Raw genomic sequence first — 23,178 nt, forward strand, 5'->3', positions numbered from 1 at the left:
TGGCCTATAGGTGAGCGCGGGATTATCAACCAGAGTGGCGGCCCGGTTCGACGACGCGGCGGCCCGCACTCGAGAAGCCCTTGCACAGCACGGATTCGGCGTGCTCACCGAAATCGATGTCAGAGCGAAGGTGCAGATTCAGCTTGGCGTCGAGATGGAGGACTACCTGATCCTCGGCGCCTGCGATCCAACCGTGGCCTATCGAGCCATCGGTGTGGATCGAGAGATCGGGCTGCTGCTGCCGTGCAACGTGCTGGTGCGCGCCGACCCGGGCGACCCGGGCACGGTGATCGTCGAGGCGATGGATCCCGGGATTCTGGTCGAGGTCACCGGCGAGCCGGCCCTCATCTCGATCGCCGCCGAAATCACCGAGAGCCTGTGTGCCGCGATCGCTTCGCTGACCGAAAACGATTGATCTCGGCGGCCACCATGCCGACCACCACCGGGACGGCTCGTGCGACCATCGGGCTCAGCCCGTCCCCAGGGCCGGTATCTGCCGCCTCGACGGCGAAGACCACCACCGCGTCGGGTACCCGCCCGAGCTCTCGAGCCAGCGCATGGGTGCGACCGATATCGATGCTGTGCGAGCTCAACCCCTCGCCTTGCGTGGGCAACTCGTCCAGCTGGTAGCGATGGACGCGGCCCGGGGTCGCCGGGGTGACGACCGCCGCGTCGATGACCACGGCCAGCTCGGCCCCGGTCCATGCGTCGAGCACGCCCAACGGTTCCGCAATGCCCGTAGCCACAACGACGTTCGGCCAGGCGAGGCGTTCCATTGCAATCGCTGCGGCGACGCCGACGCCGTCGTCACGCCGGTAGCAATTGCCGAGCCCGATGACGGCAACCCTGCCGGCACCCTCGGTCATCGTCGCTGCACCGTCAGCGTCAAGAAGTGCGCCGAACAGGAGATGCACGGGTCGTAATTGCGAATCACCCGTTCGCACAGGGCCGTCAGGGCGGCATCGTCCAAGGTGAGGTTGTCGGACACCACCCGGGCAAGATCGGATTCAATGGCGGCCTGGTTCTGCGACGTGGGCGGGATGATGGTCGCCGCCGAGACCAGCCCGCCATGATCGATGTCGTAGCTGTGATACAGCAGGCCGCGGGGCGCCTCGCTGACGCCGTGCCCGGTTCCCGCCCGGGCCGGGACGTCGACGAAAGGCCTTGGCGGCCGCTCGTATCCGTCGATGATGCGCAGCGCCTCTTCGATCGCGTAGACGACCTCCACGGCGCGAACGATGATGCTGCGGAACGGGTTTCGGCACTCGGCCGACAGCCCGGCCGCCGCGGCCGCCTGGGCCGCGATCGGTGAAAGAGCCGACGAATTCAGGCTATAGCGCGCCAAGGGGCCGGTGATGTAGCGGCCGCCGTCGAGCGTCGCGTGCAGGGCGGTGGAGTGGGGCACCTGCGACTCGCGCACGTGCTCGGCGAAGTCGGCCGCCGCGAACGCCTCCCCGGCGCTGCGCGCGATGACGCCGTTCTCGATCGGATACTGGCCGTTCTGGCTCAGCGCCAGCATCTCATGGTCGAGCTCGAGGTCGGGGAAGTCGAAACCGGCCACCCACTCGACCGTCGCGACCGCGTCATCGAGCGCCCGGCGCAACTGCTCGGCGACGGGAGCGAACTGCGACCGGGTGGGCACCGAGTAGAACCCACCCAGGCGAACGTTGATCGGGTGTATCGACCGCCCGCCGACGAAGTCCATCAACGCATTGCCCGCCTTCTTCAATCGCAGGCCGCGTTCGACGATCTCACGCTCGTCGCGGGCCAGCGCGATCGCATCGGGGTAGCCGAGGAAGTCGGGTGCGTGCAGTAGATAGATGTGCAGCATGTGGCTGTGAATCCATTCGCCGCAGTACAGCAGCCGGCGCAGCGCGACGAGCTCTGGATCCACCTCGACGCCACAGGCGCTTTCGATCGCGTTGCAGGCGCTCGCCTGGTAGGCGACGGGGCAGATTCCGCACACTCGCGCGGTGAGATCCGGCGGCTCGGTGTAGGCGCGTCCTCGCAGGAATGCTTCAAAAAATCGGGGCGGCTCATAGATGTTCAATTGGACGGTTTGCAACGCGCCGTCCTTGAGCGTGACGTGCAGCGCCCCTTCGCCTTCCACTCGGGTCAGGGTGCCGACGCTGAGCGTCCGGGTCGCTGGGTTCACGGCTTGCTCCGCTCGGCAGCGAAGTTCGCGACGTTGAAGGTCGAGAACACCCGGTCGACGTCACCGTCGGACATCCCGTCGCGGTGCAGCAACGGGATCAGTGTCCCGATTTGCGGCGCCGCGGACGGGCCGAAACAGCCGTAGCAACCGCGATGATGGCTGGGGCACAGCGCACCACACCCGGCGTGGGTGACCGGCCCCAGGCACGGAATGCCTTCGGCGACAACAACACACGTGGTCCCGCGCAGCTTGCACTCGGTGCACACCGTCTTGGCCGGCAGCCGGGGTTTGCGCCCGATCAGCAGGGCCGCCAGGGTGTCGAGCAGCTGGCCCCGATCGATCGGGCAGCCCGGCACCTGGTAATCCACCTTGACGTGCGCCGACGCGGGCGTCGAGGTTGCCAGCGTGTCAATGTATTCCGGCTTGGCATATACGACGGAGGCGAACTCGGCGACGTCGGCGAAATTGCGCAGCGCCTGCACTCCCCCGGCCGTCGCGCACGCGCCGATGGTGACCAGCACCTTGGACTGGTCGCGGATTTCGCGGATCCGTTGTTCGTCGTGATGGGTGGTGATGGAGCCCTCGACGAGCGACACGTCGTAGGGTCCGCCGACCATCGAGCTCGACGCTTCGGCGAAGGTGGCGATCTGCACCTGGTCGGCGAGGGTCAGCAGTTCGTCCTCGCAGTCGAGCAGCGTCAGTTGGCAACCGTCGCAGGATGCGAACTTCCACACGGCCAAAGTGGGGCCCATTACAGCTCCTTGACTACCAGTAGCGGGCCGGCGACGTCGTAACCGACGACGGGCCCGTCGCGACACACCAGCAACTGGCTCAGCTGGCAGTGGCCGCACGTTCCGATTCCGCATTGCATGTTGCGTTCCAGCGATACCCGAATATCGGTGGCAGCCATACCTTTGGCCAACAACGCCTCCGCGGCGAACCGCAGCATCGGCTCCGGGCCGCACAGGAACGCGGTGGTGCGGTCGGGATTGAGCGCGAGTCGCTTCAGCGGCTCGGTGACCAGGCCGACCTCGCCGCGCCAGCCGTGGACCGGGACGTCGACGGTCAAGTGCAGCTCGATCTGCGGGTCGGCGGACCACTGCTCGAGCTGGGCGGCGAACACGAAGTCCTCGCGCGAGCGGGCGCCCGCGATCAGGATCAGCTTGCCGTAGCGCGCCCGCTCGGCCAGTGCGCCCAGTATTGCCGGGCGCAGCGGGCACAGGCCCACGCCCCCGGCGACCATGACCAGATCTCGCCCGGCAGCTTCCGCAAGCCCCCAGGTGGTGCCGAACGGGCCCCGCACCCCGATGACGGCGCCGGGCTGCGCGTCGTGCAGGGCGCGGCTCACCGCCCCGACCGCGCGGATGGTGTGCGTGATCGAGCCGTCGGTGACCGTGGGGTCGCCGCTGATCGAAATCGCCGCCTCGCCGACGCCGAAGGCGTAGAGCATCATGAATTCCCCGGGCTGGGGGGTTCGCAGGACTTCGCCGAGCGGTTCGAGGCACAGTGTCGCCGAATCGGGGCTTTCCACGACGCGGCTGCGCACCCGGTAGGGGTTGGGCGCCATCGAGGACGGTGGTGCGCCCTCAGTCATCGCGGGCCATCTTGTTCATTTCTTCGGTGATGTCGATCCCGGTGGGGCACCACGCGATGCAACGCCCGCAGCCGACACAGCCGGACATGTCGAACTGGTCGTGCCAGGTACCCAGTTTGTGGGTTATCCAGTGCCGGTACCGCGATTCCGGGGACTGTCGCACGCTGCCGCCGCCGTGCACGTAGGTGAAATCGAACTCGTAGCACGACGCCCAGTGCTGCCAGCGCTCGGCGTGCTCGCCGGTCAGGTCGCTGACGTCTTCGGTGCTGGTGCAGTAGCAGGTTGGGCACACCATCGTGCAATTGCCGCACGTCAGGCAGCGGCTGGCGACCTCCTCCCACTGCGGCGACTCGCGCGACTCGATCAGCAGGTTGCGCAGGTTGGCGTCCGGCATCGCCCGACCCATCCGCTGCGAAGCGGCCTGCACCGCGGCGTGCGCCGAACCGATCTCCGCATCGTCGGCAGCCCGATGGGGAACGGCGGCAAGGACTTCGGCGCCCTCGTCGGTGCCGACCTCGACCACGTAGGTCACACCGTCGCCGCCGGGGCGCTCCGTCAGGGCCAAGTCGTAGCCCGGTCCGGCCGCGGGGCCGGTGCCCATCGAGGCGCAGAAGCACAGGCCGCCCGGCTCCGTGCAATTCACCGCGACCACGAAGATCTGGCGATGCCGGCGGACGAAGGAGTTGTCGGGGAACTGGCCGCGGCCCAGGACCCGGTCGAGCGTCGCGATCGCGGCCAAGTCACACCCACGCACGCCCAGGAACGCGTACCGCGGAACTTCCTCGTCGGAATCGGCGGTGCTGAACCCGTCCCGGGTGCCGGACCACAGCCGGCGCCGCGGCGGATGCAGGAACTGCTTCCAGGACTGGGGCCCCGATGAGTGTCCGAACGCCGCGTCATCGTCACGCCTGCGCACCCGATACTGCCCGGGCGCCACGTCGACGCCCCATCCCCGCGGCAGGTCGGCGGCGGACTCCAGTTGGTCCAGCACGATCGCGTTGTCCCGCAACGTCGGACCGATCACACGGTAGCCGCGCTCGATCAGGACCTCGACAAGCCGGTGCAGTCCGGCGGTGTCAAACGATGCGGCACCGGGGTGCTCGCCGTCTCCGCTCATCGACCCATCATCCGCCGGTTCGGTTGTGCTGTATAGGGGTTTGGCAACGGGGTCATGGTTACGAGGCCTCCGCGAGGAACTTGATGTCGCGTTCCCACAGGGCGTCGCGGGCGCGATCCAGCCGGGACCGGACGACCGCCACAAGTGCCGCCATCGTCATCGTCGCCGCCAGCGCTGTCACCACCGCCACGCCGACCGCCTCGGCGACGGCGAGCCAGGTGGGGGTGGGCGGATCCACCGGATTGCCGTCCCCGTCCACCCATATCTCGATGGTTCCACCCACCTTGGCCTGCTCGGTGACCACCAGTGGTCCGTTGCGCTCCCCGCTCGGCCCTGGCCACTTCGCCTGCACGACAACGACACCCAAATCCTCGACCAGGGCATCGACGATCGTCGCCATCACGCGGTGCCGCTCGTGCGCCTCCCGCGTGTACACCCCATCCCGCGCGCCGTAGGTCACCGCGCCGAGCACACCGGCGACCGGGACGGCGATCAGGGATACGACAAGCGCGACCAGCATGACCAACGATTCGATGCGGTCCGCGCGGCGGAGCAACGGGTTACGGCCGAAAACGCGAGCGATCCGCCAGCGGCTGGGGTCCCAGGTGAACGTCTCCATAATGTCCTCTGCGCCGCAACCGTTTCGGTGGATTCGCCGGTTCAGAGGGCGACCTGGTGCTGGTGATCGATCATCCACTCGACGAAGTCGGAGAGCTCGCGCCGCGGTGTCGCCGGCAACGGGTCCGCGTTGATGGGCGCCCAGCCCACTCGGAGCAGCATCTGGGGGTGGCTGCTGTCGCCGAAGATGTCGGACTGGACCGCCGTGCGCGTTTCGGGCGTCTCCAGCGGTTCGGTGACCGGGCAGCTGGCCAGCCCCAGTGACGTCGCGGTGAGCAGCACCACGCTGGTCGCCTCACCGGCACGCAGCTGGGCCAGGCGGTCGTCGTTGCGGGTGCCCAGTGCGAGGACGACGGCGTTGTCGTCGGCCGACGACGAGTCCGGCGGCATGGGAAGCACCGGGCCGGCGAAGACCCGGCCCGGGATCTTCGCCGAGAGATCCGGTGCCGGCGTATTGCGCGCGGGGACGCCTGCCACCGACGCGTAGCGGCCACTCCACTCGGTGAGTTCGGCGAGATAATCCTGGTTCATGTGGTCCCGGACGGATTGAGCGACGATCTTCCGCAGATTGTCGAGGTCTTCGACCTGGCACAGCGTTACCCCGCTTCGAGCCGCCCGCGCAGCCATCAGGGCGACGTCGCCCACCGGCACGGGCCAGGAGCTGTAGTAGCGCCGGTCGGTTCGCCGCCGCGGTATCGCCGCGGCCAGCGCGATGTCGACGGAGTCGGCGCGGTGCGGCGAAAGCTCGATTGCGGCAAGGTGGCTGGGATCGGCGGGATTCGGGAGCCGGGTCACCTTGGAAAGCCACCCGACCGCCGCGAGCGCGACGACACAGTGATGCAGGGCCGCACCGCAACTCAGCATGAGGTCCCGGGCATCCGGGTCGGTGTTGGGCAGTTGCCGGCTCGCGTCGGAGTAGAGGTGCAGGCTCGTCGCGTCCACCCGCCAGCGCCAGGGTTGGGTGTTGTGCACCGAAGGTGCCCGCGATGCCAAACTCAAGACCGTCCGGACCGTGCCGGCATCCGGAAATCGAGTGTTCATGGCGGTCGTTTCCCTTCGGTATTGCCTCGTCTTCTCTACCATTGCGGATCGCTGCCCGCCCGACGAGAGCCTGACGGCTCTAGCCCGAGGGACTTTGGGCCAATCGCATAGCTACGCGGCCACCGCGACGCTCACATCGACGGATAGCCGATCGCCGATGGCGTAGGCCACCGACCAGTCGCCGAGGCATGCCGCCCGTGCCAGCTCGTCGACCAGGGGGCTGTGGGCGCCAAGCTCCGCCAGCCACGCCGTGACGACGGGGGCGATCTCATGACCGGGCACCCGGACGGTGCGGCCGCCGTGCAAACGATCGGTGACGCGGTACATCATCGGGGTCGGCACGGCTCGCAGGTGGTGTCGTGTTGTAAACCTCATCACGGCCTCCTCGATCGAGCTTGAAATACATCCGACCACTCAACCGCTCGGGCCCACAGGGCCGAACGCAACCGGGCGGCAGGTGCTTCAGTCGTGCTTTCGAGGATGCGGAGGTCCCGCGGCGGTAGGGCCGTTGGTCACCTGCCTCCGTGACGCGAACGCGCCCGCGGTAGAGGCGGCGGCGATGGTCAACAAGGCGCCGAACATCAACGCCGACGCTTCACCCGCGACGAGCAGGTGCTCCTGGGTGCCGATGGTCGCCGCGGCCACCGGCACGCCGAGCTGCGCGGCCGAGAGCACCGCCAGAGTGAGCGGTTGGCCGAGCAGCCTGCCGGCGCAGTGTGCCAGCACGGCCCCGAGCCCCAATCCCACGCCGAGCAGGATGAGTTTCGGGTGTGCACCGAGCTCGCGCACCTGTAGGGAGGCGCCCAGCCAGACGAAGAACAGCGGACTGAAAAACCCCTCGGTGATTCCGAACAACTGGCGCGCCAACCGTCGCGGTTCGCCGACCATGGCGACCACCAGCCCCACCGCGAAGCCCGCCAGCATGACGGACACGTGCGTGCTCATGGCGATCGCCGCCAGGGCGAACAGCACGATGAGGTTGGTCCGCAATTCCAGTGCGAACCGCCGGTTCTCGGAGTAGACGTGCATCCGGCGGCGCCAGCCCTTGGCGTCGGAGGCGCGCAGCAGCGCGTACAGCACCCCCGCGCACCCGGCCACGGCCAGCGCGCCGAGCGCGGCGGTGGGCGCATGCCGGAGGTCAATCACTAACGGCAGCAGGACAATACAGGCGGCATCCGCGAGAGCGATCTGCGCCGTAACGGCAATCACCTGCGGCCCCTGCAATCGCAGGGAATCGATCACCGGCAGCGCCAGCGCGGCCGACGACGAGGCCATCAGCACGGCGTACATCGCCGCGTGGCCGGTGCCGAAGGCAGCCGCCAACCCGGCCCCGAGCGCCACCGCGACGGTGCCACTGAGCGCCGCGCGCACCAGCGCCCTCGGCAGCGACGCACGCAGTGCGGTGGCGCCGACCGGGACATGGGTGCCCACGACGAACATGACCAACGCGAAGCCGATGTTGGCGAGCAGCTGAAACGTCGGGTTGGTGACATCGACGACGTCCAGACCGGTCCGGCCGACGACGAGGCCGGCGACGAGCTCGCCGATGATCACCGGTATCCGAAGGCGCGGCAGCGCCGCCAGCAGCGGACCGGCCAAGCCGATCGCGGTCAGCAGCGCCAGGGTGTGGAAGCCGAACCCCGGCACGTCAGCGGTCCCTGCGCGCCAGCACGAAGACATTCTGCATTCTTCGCGGCGCAGTTTTAGGGATTGATCGTGTTATCCCCGACCTGGCGGCCCCAGACGTACTCGATGGCGTATGGGGATCCGGTGTCGAGGTGGTTGTAGGGGGCGATGCTGTTCCCGGTGTCCATCACCAATTCGGGTGCGGGCCAAAGGTGTCGGGTGATGGGCTGCCAGCAACCGGGGGCGCACCGCCGACCACGGCCCGCCGTTCGTGTACAGCGTGGTGGTACATGGCCCGACCGTTTCCACGCTGGTCAATGAATCCAAGATCGCGGACATGATGGTCGTGGGGTGCCGGGGCGAAGGCGCATTCAGCCGCGTCCCGTTCGGCTCGGCCAGCACCGGCCTCGTCAACTACGCGCACTGCCCGGTCGCGGTCGTCCATGATGAGGCCCCGCCGCGCCCGCAGGCACCGGTGCTGGTGGGAATCGACGGTTCGGCGGCATCAAGACTGGCGGCGGAGATCGCCTTTGATGAGGCCTCTCGCCGGGGCGTGGAGTTGGTGGCATTGCATGCGTGGTCGGACATCAGCATTTCGGAAGTCCCAGGCCTGGATCTCGAGATGATGGAAGCGCAGGCACAACAGGCGCTCACCGAGTGGCTCGCCGGATTTCAGGAGCGCTACCCCGATGTCAGGGTGCGACGTGTGGTGGCGTGCGATCAGCCGGCTCGTCAACTGATCGAGCACTCGGAGTCCGCACAACTCGTCGTCGTCGGCAGTCACGGTCGCGGCGGATTCGCCGGCATGCTGCTGGGGTCGGTGAGCACGGCCGTCGCGCATGCCGCGCAATCGGTGGTGATCGTCTCTCGCGAGTCATAGCGGCGCAGGCCGGGCAGGCCACTGACACGTGGCACGAAAACGGCCCCCGAAAACTCTCCGGGGGCCGTTTCACTTGGTAGCGGGGACAGGATTCGAACCTGCGACCTCTGGGTTATGAGCCCAGCGAGCTACCGAGCTGCTCCACCCCGCGTTGGTGAATGCCAGGTTACCGAACCAGCATCACGGCGACCAAATCGCGGGCTCAGCGGGGGTGCGGCGCCCGCTCAGTGCGATGGCGGGTTCAGCCCGTACCGCCGCGCGATGTCGTCCATCCAGTCCGGCGACCCGTAGGTCAGCCCGTACTTGTCGGCCAGCTCGCCGAATTCGGGCGACTCGTGCAGGACCTTGCCGACCGGGTCGTCGGCATGCTCGACGAGCAGCTCCCCGAGCTCGCGGAAATAGTTCTCGAATCCGCCCGGGGTGATGACTTCGATGATGCGACCCGGCTCGCTGCCGGCGTTCCACATCGCGTGCATCTGACCTCGTGGCTTCGTGATGTAGCCACCGGGACCCAGAACCACTTCGCTGTCGTCGGAGCGGAAGCCGATCTCACCGGCCAACACGATCGAGTGCTCGTCCTCGCGGGTGTGCATGTGCGCGGCGGTGAGCAGGCCGACTTCAAACGGGTGCTCGACGATGGATACCTCACCCCCGTTGGTCGTGCTGGACAGCTTGAACACTGCCCCGAATCCGGGGAGGGCGACGTAGTCACCTTCCCCGGGCTGCACCACGGTGACTCCGATTTCGTTCGCGTTCGTCATTTCGCGTTCCTCTGAGATGGCCACAGCGGCTGCGGCACTTCCACACCGAACGGCTTGCCCCAGCCGTTCCGGGAGGAAACCTCGTGCACGGGGCGCCGATTGGCAGCGACACCCCACTTGCCCCGGGGATAGCCGAGGGCCAGCATGGCCGACATCTCCCAGCCTTCCTCGACGGGCACGCCCAGCAGTTCGTTCACCTCGTCGGTGAAATTGCGGAGCACCATCGTCATGACGCCGCCGACGCCCTCGGCCCGGGCCGCGAGCAATGCGCTCCAGATCGCCGGGTAGATGTTGGCGCCGCCCAGGTCGTCGATGGCAAAGACGAAGAGCAGCAACGGGATTTCTTCGAAATGGTCGGCCAGGTAGTTTCCCGAGCACCGCATTCGGCGCATCGTCTCGGCGTGGGCGGTCGGGTCCGCGCCGGGGGCCCCCGGCGCCAAAGCGACCATCGGGCCGGCCCCCGCGCTGAACTTCTCGTACTCGATGGCGCGGGCCTGCCGGAACAGTTGGGCGAACTCACGGATGAGTTGCGGGTCGTCCACGGCCACGAAGTGCCAGCGCTGGGTGTTGCCCCCATTGGGAGCCCGCACCGCCGCGTCGAGGATGCGGGCCTGCGTCTCCAGCGGGATCGGGTCCGGCCGCAGCCGCCGCATCATCCGGGTGGTGTACAGCGCTTCGTAGACGTCCATGTGCCTGCTCCCCTCCGCTATTCGGGCCAGCTGTTGTTGAGGATGATGTCGACGAAGTCGGTGCGCTCGAAGCCGGCGTCGAAGTGCGCCAGCACGTCGGCGTTCATGGTGCCGAAGGTGGTCTGCGGGCGGTGCTTCATGCCGTCGTTGAACGCCGAGAGGATGCGGTTCTTGAAGTCGGGCCGCGGGTGGGCGGCGGTCACCGCGGCCAGGGCGTCGGGGGCCAGGGATTCGCGGCCGACGCCGACCACGTCGACTTCGACGCCGGCTTGCAGCAAGGCGACCTCGGGTGCGAGGAACTCGGGCACACCGGGCGTGGTGTGCAGGGCGATGCCAAGCCACACCTTGTCGGCCTCGGCCTTGTCGACACCGCTGGCGGTCAGGAAGTCCCGGGCCGCGTCGGCCCCGTCGACCTCGAAGCGGACCGTGGAGGTGCGGTAGCGCCCGGTGAGCCCGATGTCGTGGAACATCGCGCCGACGTAGAGCAGCTCCAGATCGGGTTGCAGGCCGCGCCGCAGGCCCTGCAGCGCGCCGAACAGGAACACCCTCCGCGAGTGGTTGAACAGCAGGTCGTCCTCAACCTCGCGGATGAAGTCGGTGGCCTCGCGCACCAGCGCGGTGTCGGGGATGCGGATGCCGGCGATGGTTTCGATGGATTGGGTGGTCATGAGCGCCAGTGTGCGCCCGCGCGCGCTCAACGACCGTGGGCGTTCGGGCCGTCCTGTCCACAGAAAGCGACACAATGTTTTGCGTGGCTGAAGCGGGAGCGCGTTCGCGGGTGGTGGTGATCGTCGTCTTCGACGACGTGACGCTGTTGGACGTCGCGGGAGCGGGTGAAGTGTTCGTCGAGGCGAACCGGTTCGGCGCCGACTACGAACTCAAGATCGCCTCGGTGGACGGGCGGGACGTGACCACGTCGATCGGGACTCGACTGGGTGTCACCGACAGCATCGCGTCGATCGGTTCAGCCGACACCGTCCTGGTCGCCGGCAGCGACCACCTGCCGGCGCGGGCGATCGACCCCGCGCTCGTCGAGGCCGTCAGGTCGGTGTCGGGACGGGCCCGGCGGATGGCATCCATTTGCACGGGGTCGTTCATCCTCGCGCAGGCCGGTCTGCTCAGCGGCCGGCGCGCCACCACGCACTGGCACGATGCCCGGTTGATGGCCCGGGCCTTCCGCGACGTCACCGTCGAGCCGGACGCGATCTTCGTCCGAGACGGCGATGTCTTCACCTCGGCCGGGATCTCGTCGGGCATCGACCTGGCGCTGGCGCTGGTCGAAATGGATCACGGGACCGAACTGGTCCGCGACGTGGCCCGGTGGCTGGTCGTCTACCTCAAACGCGCGGGGGGCCAATCACAATTCTCGGTGCTGGTCGAGGCCGATCCCCGGCCGGACTCGCCGCTGCGACCGGTGATCGACGCGGTCGCCGCCAACCCCGCCGCGAACCACAGTGTGAAATCCCTTGCGGGCCGGGCGTCGCTGAGCACCCGTCAGCTGACCCGGCTCTTCCAATCCGAGCTGGGGATGACCCCGGCCCGCTACGTCGAACTTGTTCGGATCGGTTTCGCCCGTGGCGCACTGGAATCCGGCCGGTCGGTCAGCGAGACCGCGGGCATGGCCGGCTTCGGCAGCATCGAAACCCTGCGGCGGGTGTTCGTCAGCCACCTGGGCATCAGCCCGAAGGCCTATCGGGAGAGGTTCCGAACGGCCGGAATGGCCGGGGCCTGAACCTATTTGGTGTTGTTGTACTTGGTGATCGCGTCGTCCAACCGCTGCAGGGCGGCGCCGTAACCGGCGAAATCGCCCTTCTTCTGGGCGTCCTTGGCGGCGCCCAGCGCCGTCTGAATCTCTTGCAGGGCAGCGGCTTTGGCCGGGGACAGCGTCACCGACCCGTCGGGAACCGGCGGAAGCGCCGCCGGCGGTGGCGATCCCGGTGTCCCGGCCTGTGCCGGCGGACTCGGCGGCGGAGCCTGGGGGGCGCCCCCTTCGGTCGGCTGAATGCCCGTCGCGGCCGCGCCCGCACCGGGCCCGAACAGCCCGGTCAGGGCGTCGCGCACGGTGGGGCCGTAGCCGATCTTGTCGTTGTACATCATCGCCACCCGGATCAGCCGCGGATAGGACGAGGCGGCGTCGCTGGCCCCCGGGGAGGCGTAGACGGGTTCGACGTAGAGCAGGCCGCCCTGGCCCACCGGCAGGGTGAGCAGGTTGCCCCAGCGGATCCGGTTCTGGTTGTCGCGCCCGATCACACCGAGGTCCTGGGAGACCGCGGGGTCGGTGGTGATGGCGTTGTTGGCCAGTTTCGGCCCGTTGACCTGACCCGGGATGGTCAGCACGNTGATCCTGCCGTAGGTCGCCGGGTCGGAGCTGGCGCTGATGTAGGCGGCCAGATAGTCGCGCTTGAACCTGTTCATCGCGCTCGTCAACTGATACGACGACGAATTGTCGTTCTTCGCAATGTTTTTCGCGACGATGTAGTAAGGCGGCTGGTAGCTGCTCGCGGTCGGATTGGGGTCCAGCGGCACATCCCAGAAGTCGGACGTGGAGAAGAACGTCACCGGGTCGTTGACGTGGTATTTGGCCAGCAGCATCCGCTGCACCTTGAACAGGTCCTCGGGGTAGCGCAGGTGCTCGGCCAGTTCGGGGGTGATGTCGCTCTTCGGCTTGACCGTGCCGGGGAAGACCCGCATCCACGCCTTGAGCACCGGGTCCTGCTCGTCCTGCTGGTACAGCGTCACGGTCCCGTCATAGGCGTCCACCGTGGCCTTGACCGAGTTGCGGATGTAGGAGACGTCCTTGTTGGGCGCCAGCTTGTTGAACGCCACCTCGTTCGAGTCGGCGGTGGCCGATTCCAGCGAGGTCAGTTCGGAGTACGGGTAGTTGTCCAAAGTGGTGTAGCCGTCGATGATCCACACCAGTCGCTTGTTGACGATCGCCGGGTACACGGAGCTGTCGGTGGTCAGCCACGGCGCCACCGCCTCCACCCGCCGCGCCGGGTCGCGGTTGAACAGGATCCTGCTGTTGGAGCCGATCACGTTGGAGAATAAGAAGTTTCGCTCCGCAAATTTGGCGGCGAACACGCTGCGGGACAACCAGTCGCCGACGGGCACGCCCCCCAGCCCGGTGTAGGTGTAGTTCTTGGTCTCGGCGCTGGTCTCGTAGTCGTATTCGCGGTCGGCACCGTTGCGGCCGACGATCGCGTAGTCGGCGGACGTGCTGGAGATGACGGGTCCGTAGTAGATGCGCGGCTGGTCCAGCGGTGCCGGACCGTCGGACACCACGTTGCCGTTGGCGCCGACGACGTTGACCAAAAACTCTGGGTAGCCACCGTTTTGGTTCGGGTCGTTGGCGACGCCGCGCACCGTGTTGGCCGGCGACGCGATGAACCCGTTGCCGTGTGTGTAGACGCTGTGCCGGTTGATCCAGTCCCGCTGGTTCTCGATCAGCCGGTCGGGATTGAGTTCCCGGGCCGCGACGACGTAGTCGCGCAGGGAGCCGGTGCGGTCCAGGTAGCGGTCGATGGACAGCTGGTCGGGGAAGTAGTAGAAGTTCTTGCCCTGCTGGAACTGGGTGAACGCCGGGCTGACGATGGTCGGGTCGAGCAACCGGATGTTGGAGGTGGTGGCCCGGTCGTCGGCCACCTGCTGGGCGGTGGCCTGCGTGTCGCCGGAGTACGTGCGATAGGTGACCACGTCCGACGTCAGGCCATACGCCTGCCGGGTCGCCGTGATGCTGCGGCCGATGTATTCGCTTTCCTTCTGCGCGGCATTGGGTTTCACGCTGATCTGCTCGACGATCAGCGGCCAGCCGGCGCCCACGATCAACGACGACAGCAGCAACAACACCAGGCCGATGGCGGGGATTCGCAAATCTTTCAGCACGACCGCGGAGAACACCGCGGCGGCGCAGATCAGCGCGATCGCCATCAGGATCAGCTTGGCCGGCAGCACCGCGTTGATGTCGGTGTACCCGGCGCCGGTGAACGGCTTGCCGCCCCGGGTGTGCGACAGCAACTCGTAGCGGTCCAGCCAGTACGCGACCGCCTTGAGAAGGACCAGCAGCCCCACCACGGTGACCAGCTGGATGCGGGCCGAGCGGCTCAGCGCACCGGTGCGGCCCGAGAGCCGGATTCCGCCAAAGACGTAGTGCGCCAACACGTTGGCAATGAAGGCCAGGAACACGGCCACGAACAGGTAGCTGAGCAGCAGGCGGTAGAACGGCAGGTCGAACGCGTAAAAGCCGAGGTCCTTGCCGAACTGCGGGTCCCGGATGCCGAAGTCCCCGCCGTGCATGAACAATTGGATGCGCACCCAGTAGCTTTGCGCGATGATGCCGGCGAGCAGGCCGATCGCGACCGGCACCCCGATCCCCACCAGCCGCAGCCGGGAGAGGACGACGGCGCGATACCGGGCCACCGGATCGTTGTCACTGCTCGGCACGAACACCGGACGGGTGCGATAGGCCACCGCGAGACCGGCGAACACGATCCCGCCCACCAGCAGGCCGGCCACCAGAAAGACCACGAACCGGGTGACCAGCACGGTCGTGAACACCGAGCGATAGCCCAACTCTCCGAACCACAGCCAGTCCACGTACGCGTCGATCAGCCGCGGGCCGGCGAGCAGCAAAGCGATCACACCCAGTGCGATCAGGATCAGAATCCGGCTACGCCGGGTCAGCTTCGGCATCCGTGCGGTGGGCCGCATCCCCACTGGCTACGCTCCCTGCTCGATTGATCGACGGTGACAACTCTACGCATCGCGCGGCCCGCGATCCCGGCCGAGCTTCAGCAGCTTGGCGCCTGGCCCCCCGAGGCGACCGCGTGCAGCGCGTCGACCGCCTGGCTGAGCGTCTCGACCTTCACCAGGCGCAGCCCGGACGGGTTGTCCGAGTTCGCCTCGTAGCAGTTTTTGGCCGGCACCAAGAAGACGGTGGCGCCCGCCGCGTGCGCGGCGACCATCTTGTGCGTGATGCCGCCGATCTGGCCCACCTTCCCGTCCGCGGAGATGGTGCCGGTTCCCGCGATGAACTTCGACCCGGTCAGGTCACCGGTGGTCAGCTTGTCGACCACCGCCAGGCTGAACATCAGGCCGGCCGAGGGCCCGCCCACGTTGGCGAGGTTGAAATCCACCACGAACGGCGCCCAGGGCGCGGTCAGCACGGCGACGCCCAGGAAGCCGTAGTCGCGATCCTTGTTCGCGCCCAGCGTAATTTGCGCGACGCCGGCCGGCTCGTTCTTGCGTCGGTAATCGATGGTCACCGTCTGGCCCGGCTTGGTGCTCTTCAGCAAACCCGTGAACTGGTCGACGTCGGCCACCGGGGTGCCGTTGACCGCGTCGATGGCGTCGCCGTCCTTCAGCTTGCCTGCCGACGGACCCGGATCGGTGACCTTGGCGACCGTCACCGCGGCGGGGTACTTCAGATATCCCAGGGCGGCATACGCGGCACTGTCCTCGGAGTCCTTGAAGTCCGCATTGTTGGCCTTGTCGACCTCGTCCCGCGACTTGCCCGGCGGGTAGATCAGATCGCGGGGAACCAGCTGTTCCTGACCTGACAGCCACAGCGTCAGCGCTTCGCCCAGCGTCAGCTCGTCGCGCTGGGACACCGTGGTCATGTTCAGGTGTCCCGTGGTCGGATGCGTCGAGGTGCCCTCGATCGCCACAACCTGCTTGCCGTCGACCTCACCGAGCGTGTCGAAGGTGGGGCCGGGGCCCAGCGAGACGAACGGCACCGTCACCACCGCGAGCAGCACCCCGAAGACCAGGATCGGCACCAGCGCGACCATCAAGGTCAGAATCCGCCTGTTCACGCCGATTACACTAGACGGAGCCCGCCGTGCCCGGTTCAGCCACAAGCTGACCCGAGATCGCCCACCCCCTCCTCGGGGTGAGTACCGTTGACGGTATGGCTGACCTGCCCTTCGGCTTCTCCTCCGGAGAGGACCCCGACAAACCCGGGAAGAAAGATCCCAACTCGGGCTCTGGTGGCTCCGATCCGCTCGGCGCATTCGGCATGGGCGGCGAGTTCGGCATGGGCGACCTGGGACAGATCTTCACCCAGCTGGGCCAGATGCTCAGCGGCGCGGGCGCCGGCATGGCCGGTGGCGAAAAGTCGGGTCCGGTCAACTACGAGCTTGCGCGCCGGGTTGCGACGAACTCGATCGGCTTCGTGGCGCCCATCCCGGCCACGACCAACTCGGCGATCGCCGACGCGGTGCACCTCGCCGAGACCTGGCTGGACGGCGCCACGGCGCTGCCCGCCGGCACCAGCAAGGCGGTGGGCTGGACCCCGGCCGACTGGGTCGACAACAGCCTTCAGACGTGGAAGCGGTTGTGCGACCCCATGGCACAACAGATTTCGACGGTGTGGGCGTCGTCGCTGCCCGAGGAGGCCAAGAGCATGGCCGGCCCGCTGATGGCGATGATGTCGCAGATGGGCGGTATGGCCTTCGGCTCGCAGCTGGGGCAGGCGCTGGGCCGGCTGTCGCGCGAGGTGCTGACGTCGACCGAGATCGGTCTGCCGTTGGGGCCCAAGGGTATTGCCGCGATCCTGCCCGATGCCCTGGAGTCGTTCGCCGCCGGACTCGAGCAGCCCCGCAGCGAGATCCTGACGTTCCTGGCCGCCCGCGAGGCCGCCCACCACCGGCTGTTCAGCCACGTGCCGTGGCTGTCGAGCCAGCTGCTGGGCGCCGTGGAGGCCTACGCGATGGGCATGCAGATCGACATGAGCGGGATCGAGGAGCTGGCTCGCGACTTCAACCCGGCAACACTGTCGGACCCGGCGGCCATCGAAAACCTTTTGGGGCAGGGCGTTTTCGAGCCCAAGGCGACCCCCGCGCAGACGCAGGCGCTGGAACGGCTCGAGACGCTGCTCGCGTTGATCGAAGGCTGGGTGCAGGTGGTGGTGAACGCGGCCCTGGGCGACCGGATTCCGGGTGCGGCCGCGCTCAGCGAGACGCTGCGCCGCCGGCGTGCCACCGGCGGCCCCGCCGAGCAGACGTTCGCGACGCTGGTGGGCCTGGAGCTGCGGCCCCGCAAGTTGCGCGAAGCCGCCGCGTTGTGGGAGCGCCTCACCGAGGCCGCCGGCGTGGACGCCCGCGACGCCATCTGGCAACACCCCGATCTGCTGCCCGACGCCGAGGACCTCGACGACCCGGCCGGCTTCATCGACCGGGTCATCGGCGGTGACACCAGCGGCATCGACGAGGCGATCGCCAAACTCGAGGAGAACCCCGAGGACCCGGGCTCCGGTCCTGTGGACAACTGACTTAGCCGGTCACCGCCGGCGTGCCACAGTGCACCCGTGTCACCGGCCCTGCTTTCCACCTATGCGCTGGACCCGGCCATGCCGGTGCTGCTGCGGCCCGACGGCGACGTTCAGGTCGGCTGGGATCCCCGCCGCGCCGTGCTGGTGCGTCCGCCGGGCGGCCTGGCCGCGCCGGAGCTCGCCGCGCTGCTGCGGTCCATGCGATCACCGACGCCGCTATCGGAGCTACAGCGCCGGGCCGCCGACCGCGGCCTGCGGGACGCGGACGGGCTGACGCACCTGGTCGCCCAGCTGGTGGGTGCGGGCGTCGCGACCGAATGCGCGAAGTCCCGCGGTCGGGCGCCGTCCATCCGGATCCACGGCCGCGGACCGCTCTCGGAGCTACTCGTCGAGGCGTTGCGCTGCTCGGGCGCCCGGGTCGCCCACAGCAGCCAACCGCACGCCGCCGTGTCGGCGACGGCCGTCGACCTGGTGGTCCTGTCCGATTACCTGGTCGCCGATCCGCGCATGGTCCGCGACCTGCACACCCAGGGCGTCCCCCACCTGCCGGTCCGGGTCCGCGACGGCATCGGGCTGGTCGGTCCGCTGGTCATCCCCGGCAAGACCAGCTGCCTGGGCTGCGCCGACCTCCATCGGCGCGACCGCGACGCCGCGTGGCCGGCCATCTCGGCGCAGCTGCGGGAAACCGTCGGTGTCGCCGACCGGGCCACGTTGCTGGGGACCGCCGCGCTGGCGCTCAGCCAGGTGAACCGGGTGATCGCTGCCGTTCGCAAGCAGGAAGCGGTGCCCGATCCGGGTCCGCCCCGGACGCTGAACGCGACGCTGGAATTCGATCTCAACGCCGGCGCGATCGTCGCGCGGCAATGGACCCGACATCCGTTGTGCCAGTGCTGAACCGAGCAGCTAGCCCATCCGACCCTGGTCCGGAACGTTCGTCGACACCGCCTCGTATGCCGCCGCGAGCTGGTGCAGGATCTCCGCGGTCAAGGTGCGGTCGGTTCGATGTTTGTCCAGCGTTTCGATGATCGCCCTGAACAAGGAGTCAGCGGCGTCGTGCTGCGATTGCTTTGCTGCCATGGCCTGGTCGATACCGCCCTTCGGATGCGCCCTACGGCGGGTCGCCGGCTGCGACCCGCAATGCACAACCTAGGGCCCGCGCCGCCGGTTGCCCGGCGATCAAGTGTTGTGAAGATCAAGCGCGAGCCGCGCCGGCCGTCATGGATGATGGATACGTGGCAGACATCAAACGCGGTCGTGCGGCGCGCAATGCGAAGCTGGCCAGCATCCCGGTCGGCTTCGCCGGCCGGGCGGCGCTCGGCTTCGGTAAGCGGCTGACCGGCAAGTCGAGGGACGAAGTCCAGGCCGAGCTGATGGAGAAAGCCGCCAACCAGCTGTTCACCGTCCTGGGCGAGCTCAAGGGCGGAGCGATGAAGGTGGGCCAGGCCTTGTCGGTGATGGAGGCCGCCATCCCGGACGAGTACGGCGAGCCCTACCGCGAGGCGTTGACCAAGCTGCAGAAGGACGCCCCACCGCTGCCCGCCCACAAGGTCCACCGGGTGCTCGACGCCCAGCTGGGCACCAAGTGGCGCGAGCGGTTCAGTTCGTTCGACGACAAACCCATCGCCTCGGCCAGTATCGGCCAGGTGCACAAGGCGGTCTGGGCCGACGGGCGGACGGTCGCCGTCAAGATCCAATATCCGGGCGCGGACGAGGCGCTGCGCGCCGACCTGAAAACCATGCAGCGGCTGGTCGGCGTGGTCAAGCAGCTCGCCCCCGGCGCCGACGTCCAGGGCATCGTCGACGAGCTGATCGAACGCACCGAGATGGAGCTCGACTACCGGCTGGAGGCCGACAACCAGCGCGCCTTCGCCAAGGCCTACGAGGGCCACCCGCACTTCGTCATCCCGCACGTCGTGGCCAGCGCGCCCAAGGTCGTGGTGCAGGAGTGGATCGAGGGGTTGCCGCTGGCGGAGATCATCCGCAGCGGGACGCGTGAGCAGCGCGACCTGATCGGCACCCGGCTGCTCGAGCTCACCTTCGACGCGCCGCGCCGGCTGGGCATGCTGCACGGCGACGCCCATCCGGGGAACTTCATGCTGCTCCCCGACGACCGGATGGGCGTCATCGACTTCGGCGCCGTCGCGCCCCTGCCCGGCGGCTACCCCATCGAGCTCGGGATGACGATTCGGCTGGCCCGCGACAAGAACTACGACCTGCTATTGCCGACGATGGAGAAGGTCGGCTTCATCCAGAAGGGCCAGCAGGTGTCGGTGCGCGACATCGACGAGATGCTGCGCCAGTACGTCGAGCCCATCGAGGTCGACGTCTTCCACTACACGCGCAAGTGGCTGCAGCGCATGACGGTCGGCCAGATCGACCGGTCGGTGTCGCAGATCAAGACGGCCCGACAGATGGACCTGCCGCCCAAGCTGGCCATCCCGATGCGCGTCATCGCGTCCGTGGCCGCGATTCTGTGCCAGCTGGACGCGCGGGTGCCGATCAAGCGGCTGTCCGAGGAGCTGATCCCGGGATTCGCCGAGCCCGACAGCGCGGTCGTCTAGGCCGCGACCCCGTCTTTGCGGGGACGTCCGCGCGGTCGCTTGAAGCCCAGGATCGAACCTCGGTCGATGATCTCGCCGCCCCACACACCCCACGGCTCGGCCCGCTCCAGCGCCGACGCCAGGCATTGGCGCCGAATCGGGCAGCCCGCGCAGAGCGCCTTGGCGCGCTCGAGGTCGGCCGGGGTCTCGGCGAACCAAAGGTCGGGATCGCCGGTGTGACACGGCAACACCCGCGACGACTGTCTGGGGACTGTCAGTGCCGACATGTCCTGCTCACCTGCTTCCTGGTCGGGGCTTCCTTTTGGTGATCCGGACCAGGTAGCGGGCTTGGAAAAACGTTGCCCCTAAAACTGTGGCCACGGATCCTTGACTTCGGGTGCGTGGCCATTCGGTGAAAACCGGGGAGTTAGGTGGCCATTCGGTGGACCTCGAGTCGCACGGACGCGTTCGTCGCGGCGGCGGCGCGATGCTTGAGCGCGGCCGCCGGCACGGCGGTGGAGGCGGCGTGCTTCAGCACGGCCGCCGCGGCGGCCACGCCCACACCGAACGCGTCGTTGATCATCGTGGCCACCCTCCTTTCGTAGCGCCGGAACGCGGTTTCGAGGGTAAACGGTCGCCGCCCCGCACCACAACCGATTTTCTGACCTGCGCCTTCAGCGGTCAGCGTGCGCGCACCAAGCCCAGCACATCGGGCCCGTACTGTTCCAGCTTGCGCGCGCCGATGCCGGGGATCGCGATCAGCGCGTCCTCGTCGCCGGGGCGCAGCTCGGCGATCGCGATCAGCGTGTTGTCGGTGAAGACGACATACGCGGGCACGTTCTGCTCCTTGGCGACGTCCAGCCGCCACGCCTTGAGCCGCAGCAGCAGCTCTTCGTCGACGTCGGCGGCGCAGGTTTCACAGCGCCGCAGCATGACCGCCGCGGCGGTGGACAGGTCCTTGTTGCAGACGCGGCAGCGCGCCGGGGCGCCGCGGTTGCGCCGGGCCTTGCCCGGGGTGGCGTCGGCGCGGGCCTGCGGTGCGATGCCGTTGAGGAACCGCGAGGGCCTGCGACCCTGCCGCCCGCCGGGGCTGCGGGCCAGCGCCCAGCTGAGCGCCAAATGAATTCGCGCCCTGGTGATTCCGACGTAGAGCAGGCGGCGCTCCTCTTCGACGGCCTCGCTTTCGGGGCCGTGCGCCAGCGCGTGCGAGATGGGCAGCGTGCCGTCGGCAAGCCCGACCAAGAACACCGCGTCCCACTCCAGGCCCTTGGCGGCGTGCAGCGAGGCCAGCGTGACGCCCTGCACCACCGGTGGGTGCCGCGCGTCGGCGCGCAGCCGGAGTTCGGCCAGCAGGCCCGGGAGTTCCAGCTGCGGGCGCTGGGCCACCTCGTCGTCGACCAGCTCGGCCAGCGCGGTCAGCGCCTCCCAACGCTCCCGGGCGCGGGTGCCGACCGGCGGCTCGGCCGTCAGCCCCAGTGGTTCCAGGACCGCCCGCACGACCGCCGGCAGCGGCCCCTCGGCGCCGCGCTCGGCGGCCCGCTGCAGCGCCAACAACGCCTGCTTGATCTCCTGCCGGGTGAAGAACCCCTCACCGCCGCGGACCTGATAAGGGATGGCGGCCTCGGTCAGCGCCTCCTCGTAGGCCTCGGACTGCGCGTTGACCCGGTACAGCACGGCGATCTCCGACGGAGGCGTGCCCGCCTCGATCAGCCGGGCGATCGAGGCGGCGACCGCGGCGGCCTCGGCCGGTTCGTCGGAATACTCGTGGAACGACGGCGCCGGGCCCGGCGGACGCTGCCCGGACAGGTGCAGCTTGCTGCCGGCGACCCGGCCGCGGGCCGCGGCGATCACCTGGTTGGCCAGCGACACCACCTGCGGGGTCGACCGGTAGTCGCGCTCGAGGCGAACCACGGTCGCGTCGGGATACCGCCGCGAAAAGTCGAGCAGGAACCGCGGCGAGGCCCCGGTGAACGAGTAGATGGTCTGGTTGGCGTCGCCGACGACGGTCAGGTCGTCCCGGTCGCCCAGCCACGCCGTCAGCACCCGCTGCTGCAGGGGCGTGACGTCCTGGTATTCGTCGACGACGAAGCAGCGGTAGCGGCCCCGGAATTCGTCGGCCACCGCGGCGTCGTTTTCGATCGCGGCCGCGGTGTGCAGCAGTAGGTCGTCGAAATCGAGCAGTGTCACCGACTCGTCGCGGACCTTGAGCGCCTCGTAGGCGGCGTACACGGTCGCGACCCGGGCGGCGTCCAGCGGGATGTCCCGCCCCGCCTCGGCCACGGCGGCCGGGTATTCCTCGGGGCCGATCAGCGACGCCTTGGCCCACTCGATCTCGCCCGCCAGGTCGCGGACGTCATCGGTGCTGGCGTTGATCCGGGAGCGGCTGGCCGCCCGCGCCACGACGGCGAACTTGGTGTCCAGCAGCTGCCAGCCGGTGTCGCCGACCACCCGCGGCCAGAAATACCGCAGCTGCCGGTGCGCCGCGGCGTGAAACGTCAGGGCCTGCACCGCGCCGACGCCGGTGTCCGTGCCCGCGGCGTCCAGCGTGCGCAGCCGGGAACGCATCTCCCCCGCCGCCCGCTGGGTGAAGGTGACCGCCAGCACCTGCCCAGCCGCCACGTGACCGTTCGCCACCAGCTGCGCGATTCGGTGCGTGATGGTGCGGGTCTTGCCCGTCCCGGCGCCGGCGAGCACGCAGACCGGTCCGCGCGGAGCCAGCACGGCCTCGCGCTGCTCGTCGTCCAGTCCGGCGGTCAAGGCGTCGGCGACCATCGGCATGGCGTCCATCTTGGCAGCGGTTGCCGACAAACCGTGGCCCCGCGCGGGTGCGCGTCGGCGAGTCGCCGCGACGCGCCGGTATCGGTACCGCGGCCGCGGCGCGGAACATGTT

The 23,178-nt window shown here is 68.6% G+C and carries 23 protein-coding genes, 1 tRNA gene and 2 pseudogenes; 6 read left to right on the top strand and 20 right to left on the bottom strand.

What is annotated here, in order from left to right; translation table 11 throughout:
- The first annotated feature begins 10 nt into the window (after positions 1-10).
- Positions 11-415 carry a DUF302 domain-containing protein gene (locus H7J89_RS07385; protein WP_264039425.1) on the top strand — a complete coding sequence of 135 codons (405 nt, stop codon included), beginning with the start codon at positions 11-13 and terminating at the stop codon, positions 413-415.
- Here H7J89_RS07385 and H7J89_RS07390 read toward each other — a convergent pair.
- The 10 genes and pseudogenes from H7J89_RS07390 to H7J89_RS07435 form a co-directional block, all read right to left on the bottom strand.
- Entirely contained in the window at positions 366-866 is a 501-nt protein-coding gene (locus H7J89_RS07390; RefSeq protein WP_264039431.1) for a hydrogenase maturation protease, read from the bottom strand. The two genes, H7J89_RS07385 and H7J89_RS07390, sit on opposite strands and share 50 nt — an antisense overlap.
- On the bottom strand, positions 863-2,155 hold the full coding sequence (locus H7J89_RS07395) for a Ni/Fe hydrogenase subunit alpha (RefSeq protein WP_264039441.1): 1,293 nt from the start codon (positions 2,153-2,155) through the stop codon (positions 863-865). Before H7J89_RS07395 ends, H7J89_RS07390 begins: the two co-directional genes overlap by 4 nt.
- Entirely contained in the window at positions 2,152-2,907 is a 756-nt protein-coding gene (locus tag H7J89_RS07400) for an NADH-quinone oxidoreductase subunit B family protein (RefSeq protein ID WP_264039450.1), read from the bottom strand. The genes H7J89_RS07395 and H7J89_RS07400 overlap by 4 nt, the downstream gene beginning before the upstream one ends.
- Positions 2,907-3,749, bottom strand: coding sequence for an FAD/NAD(P)-binding protein (locus H7J89_RS07405; RefSeq protein WP_443677610.1), 843 nt, complete (start codon positions 3,747-3,749; stop codon positions 2,907-2,909). The genes H7J89_RS07400 and H7J89_RS07405 overlap by 1 nt, the downstream gene beginning before the upstream one ends.
- A complete protein-coding gene (locus H7J89_RS07410; protein ID WP_264039458.1) occupies positions 3,742-4,866 on the bottom strand; it encodes a 4Fe-4S dicluster domain-containing protein in 1,125 nt (374 codons plus the stop codon). Before H7J89_RS07410 ends, H7J89_RS07405 begins: the two co-directional genes overlap by 8 nt.
- A gap of 58 nt (positions 4,867-4,924) precedes the next feature.
- Positions 4,925-5,485, bottom strand: a complete 561-nt coding sequence (locus H7J89_RS07415; RefSeq protein ID WP_264039465.1) for an Rv1733c family protein — start codon at positions 5,483-5,485, stop codon at positions 4,925-4,927.
- Between the two features lie 41 nt (positions 5,486-5,526).
- Positions 5,527-6,525: an Acg family FMN-binding oxidoreductase gene (locus H7J89_RS07420; RefSeq protein WP_264039473.1), complete on the bottom strand. Its 999-nt coding sequence runs from the start codon at positions 6,523-6,525 to the stop codon at positions 5,527-5,529.
- 111 nt (positions 6,526-6,636) lie between these two features.
- Positions 6,637-6,900: an Rv2628 protein family gene (locus tag H7J89_RS07425; protein ID WP_264039481.1), complete on the bottom strand. Its 264-nt coding sequence runs from the start codon at positions 6,898-6,900 to the stop codon at positions 6,637-6,639.
- 87 nt (positions 6,901-6,987) lie between these two features.
- Complete coding sequence (locus H7J89_RS07430; RefSeq protein ID WP_264039488.1) at positions 6,988-8,205, bottom strand: cation:proton antiporter; 1,218 nt, start codon at positions 8,203-8,205, stop codon at positions 6,988-6,990.
- A 23-nt stretch (positions 8,206-8,228) separates the two neighbouring features.
- Positions 8,229-8,396, bottom strand: a pseudogene (locus H7J89_RS07435) (MCE-family protein MCE1A); the annotation flags it as partial.
- 26 nt (positions 8,397-8,422) lie between these two features.
- On the opposite strand from H7J89_RS07435, the pseudogene H7J89_RS07440 reads away from it, so the two are divergent.
- Positions 8,423-9,031, top strand: a pseudogene (locus H7J89_RS07440) (universal stress protein); the annotation flags it as partial.
- A 74-nt stretch (positions 9,032-9,105) separates the two neighbouring features.
- Here H7J89_RS07440 and H7J89_RS07445 read toward each other — a convergent pair.
- From H7J89_RS07445 to H7J89_RS07460, 4 genes are all read right to left on the bottom strand, one after another.
- Positions 9,106-9,182 (bottom strand) — tRNA-Met (locus tag H7J89_RS07445).
- 73 nt (positions 9,183-9,255) lie between these two features.
- Positions 9,256-9,792, bottom strand: a complete 537-nt coding sequence (locus H7J89_RS07450; RefSeq protein ID WP_264039495.1) for a cupin domain-containing protein — start codon at positions 9,790-9,792, stop codon at positions 9,256-9,258.
- The gene (locus H7J89_RS07455) at positions 9,789-10,481 is read right to left on the bottom strand and encodes a nitroreductase family protein (protein ID WP_264039503.1); all 693 of its coding nucleotides are present in this window, start codon (positions 10,479-10,481) and stop codon (positions 9,789-9,791) included. Before H7J89_RS07455 ends, H7J89_RS07450 begins: the two co-directional genes overlap by 4 nt.
- A gap of 17 nt (positions 10,482-10,498) precedes the next feature.
- Complete coding sequence (locus H7J89_RS07460; RefSeq protein ID WP_264039512.1) at positions 10,499-11,149, bottom strand: HD domain-containing protein; 651 nt, start codon at positions 11,147-11,149, stop codon at positions 10,499-10,501.
- Between the two features lie 74 nt (positions 11,150-11,223).
- Here H7J89_RS07460 and H7J89_RS07465 point away from each other — a divergent pair, with 74 nt between their 5' ends.
- Positions 11,224-12,213: a GlxA family transcriptional regulator gene (locus H7J89_RS07465; RefSeq protein ID WP_264039521.1), complete on the top strand. Its 990-nt coding sequence runs from the start codon at positions 11,224-11,226 to the stop codon at positions 12,211-12,213.
- Between the two features lie 2 nt (positions 12,214-12,215).
- Here the strand turns inward: H7J89_RS07465 and H7J89_RS07470 are convergent, their stop codons facing one another.
- Both H7J89_RS07470 and H7J89_RS07475 read right to left on the bottom strand, forming a co-directional pair.
- Positions 12,216-15,194 (bottom strand): UPF0182 family protein, encoded by a 2,979-nt coding sequence (locus H7J89_RS07470; protein ID WP_264039530.1) that lies wholly within the window; start codon positions 15,192-15,194, stop codon positions 12,216-12,218.
- A gap of 74 nt (positions 15,195-15,268) precedes the next feature.
- A complete protein-coding gene (locus H7J89_RS07475; RefSeq protein WP_264039538.1) occupies positions 15,269-16,291 on the bottom strand; it encodes a YlbL family protein in 1,023 nt (340 codons plus the stop codon).
- Positions 16,292-16,386: 95 nt separating this feature from the next.
- Between H7J89_RS07475 and H7J89_RS07480 the strand changes: the two genes are divergently transcribed.
- Positions 16,387-17,748 (top strand): zinc-dependent metalloprotease, encoded by a 1,362-nt coding sequence (locus H7J89_RS07480; RefSeq protein WP_276041763.1) that lies wholly within the window; start codon positions 16,387-16,389, stop codon positions 17,746-17,748.
- A 78-nt stretch (positions 17,749-17,826) separates the two neighbouring features.
- On the top strand, positions 17,827-18,642 hold the full coding sequence (locus H7J89_RS07485) for a cyclodehydratase (RefSeq protein WP_264040309.1): 816 nt from the start codon (positions 17,827-17,829) through the stop codon (positions 18,640-18,642).
- A 9-nt stretch (positions 18,643-18,651) separates the two neighbouring features.
- Here the strand turns inward: H7J89_RS07485 and H7J89_RS07490 are convergent, their stop codons facing one another.
- Positions 18,652-18,825 (bottom strand): hypothetical protein, encoded by a 174-nt coding sequence (locus H7J89_RS07490; protein WP_264039556.1) that lies wholly within the window; start codon positions 18,823-18,825, stop codon positions 18,652-18,654.
- Positions 18,826-18,965: 140 nt separating this feature from the next.
- On the opposite strand from H7J89_RS07490, the gene H7J89_RS07495 reads away from it, so the two are divergent.
- Positions 18,966-20,309 (top strand): macrolide-binding ATPase MABP-1, encoded by a 1,344-nt coding sequence (locus H7J89_RS07495; protein WP_264039565.1) that lies wholly within the window; start codon positions 18,966-18,968, stop codon positions 20,307-20,309.
- On the opposite strand, the gene H7J89_RS07500 is transcribed toward H7J89_RS07495, so the two are convergent.
- The 3 genes from H7J89_RS07500 to H7J89_RS07510 all read right to left on the bottom strand — a co-directional run bounded on the left by H7J89_RS07500 (position 20,306) and on the right by H7J89_RS07510 (position 23,066).
- Positions 20,306-20,575 (bottom strand): WhiB family transcriptional regulator, encoded by a 270-nt coding sequence (locus H7J89_RS07500; RefSeq protein ID WP_264039573.1) that lies wholly within the window; start codon positions 20,573-20,575, stop codon positions 20,306-20,308. The two genes, H7J89_RS07495 and H7J89_RS07500, sit on opposite strands and share 4 nt — an antisense overlap.
- Positions 20,576-20,715: 140 nt before the next feature.
- A complete protein-coding gene (locus tag H7J89_RS07505; protein ID WP_197504055.1) occupies positions 20,716-20,871 on the bottom strand; it encodes a hypothetical protein in 156 nt (51 codons plus the stop codon).
- Positions 20,872-20,969: 98 nt separating this feature from the next.
- The gene (locus tag H7J89_RS07510) at positions 20,970-23,066 is read right to left on the bottom strand and encodes an ATP-dependent DNA helicase UvrD2 (protein WP_264040317.1); all 2,097 of its coding nucleotides are present in this window, start codon (positions 23,064-23,066) and stop codon (positions 20,970-20,972) included.
- Between the last annotated feature and the right edge of the window lie 112 nt (positions 23,067-23,178).

Origin of the sequence: Mycobacterium paraffinicum (assembly GCF_025822865.1) — a bacterium.
In the GTDB taxonomy this organism is placed as follows: domain Bacteria; phylum Actinomycetota; class Actinomycetes; order Mycobacteriales; family Mycobacteriaceae; genus Mycobacterium; species Mycobacterium paraffinicum.

Coding starts and splice junctions, on each gene's coding strand:
- H7J89_RS07425 (WP_264039481.1), bottom strand. CDS start 6,900: ATGAGGTTTACAACACGACACCACCTGCGAGCCGTGCCGACCCCGATG.
- H7J89_RS07400 (WP_264039450.1), bottom strand. CDS start 2,907: ATGGGCCCCACTTTGGCCGTGTGGAAGTTCGCATCCTGCGACGGTTGC.
- H7J89_RS07510 (WP_264040317.1), bottom strand. CDS start 23,066: ATGCCGATGGTCGCCGACGCCTTGACCGCCGGACTGGACGACGAGCAG.
- H7J89_RS07500 (WP_264039573.1), bottom strand. CDS start 20,575: ATGTCGGCACTGACAGTCCCCAGACAGTCGTCGCGGGTGTTGCCGTGT.
- H7J89_RS07465 (WP_264039521.1), top strand. CDS start 11,224: ATGTTTTGCGTGGCTGAAGCGGGAGCGCGTTCGCGGGTGGTGGTGATC.
- H7J89_RS07405 (WP_443677610.1), bottom strand. CDS start 3,749: ATGACTGAGGGCGCACCACCGTCCTCGATGGCGCCCAACCCCTACCGG.
- H7J89_RS07390 (WP_264039431.1), bottom strand. CDS start 866: ATGACCGAGGGTGCCGGCAGGGTTGCCGTCATCGGGCTCGGCAATTGC.
- H7J89_RS07430 (WP_264039488.1), bottom strand. CDS start 8,205: ATGTCTTCGTGCTGGCGCGCAGGGACCGCTGACGTGCCGGGGTTCGGC.
- H7J89_RS07480 (WP_276041763.1), top strand. CDS start 16,387: ATGGCTGACCTGCCCTTCGGCTTCTCCTCCGGAGAGGACCCCGACAAA.
- H7J89_RS07505 (WP_197504055.1), bottom strand. CDS start 20,871: ATGATCAACGACGCGTTCGGTGTGGGCGTGGCCGCCGCGGCGGCCGTG.
- H7J89_RS07455 (WP_264039503.1), bottom strand. CDS start 10,481: ATGGACGTCTACGAAGCGCTGTACACCACCCGGATGATGCGGCGGCTG.
- H7J89_RS07450 (WP_264039495.1), bottom strand. CDS start 9,792: ATGACGAACGCGAACGAAATCGGAGTCACCGTGGTGCAGCCCGGGGAA.
- H7J89_RS07460 (WP_264039512.1), bottom strand. CDS start 11,149: ATGACCACCCAATCCATCGAAACCATCGCCGGCATCCGCATCCCCGAC.
- H7J89_RS07415 (WP_264039465.1), bottom strand. CDS start 5,485: ATGGAGACGTTCACCTGGGACCCCAGCCGCTGGCGGATCGCTCGCGTT.
- H7J89_RS07410 (WP_264039458.1), bottom strand. CDS start 4,866: ATGAGCGGAGACGGCGAGCACCCCGGTGCCGCATCGTTTGACACCGCC.
- H7J89_RS07420 (WP_264039473.1), bottom strand. CDS start 6,525: ATGAACACTCGATTTCCGGATGCCGGCACGGTCCGGACGGTCTTGAGT.
- H7J89_RS07490 (WP_264039556.1), bottom strand. CDS start 18,825: ATGGCAGCAAAGCAATCGCAGCACGACGCCGCTGACTCCTTGTTCAGG.
- H7J89_RS07495 (WP_264039565.1), top strand. CDS start 18,966: ATGGATGATGGATACGTGGCAGACATCAAACGCGGTCGTGCGGCGCGC.
- H7J89_RS07485 (WP_264040309.1), top strand. CDS start 17,827: ATGCCGGTGCTGCTGCGGCCCGACGGCGACGTTCAGGTCGGCTGGGAT.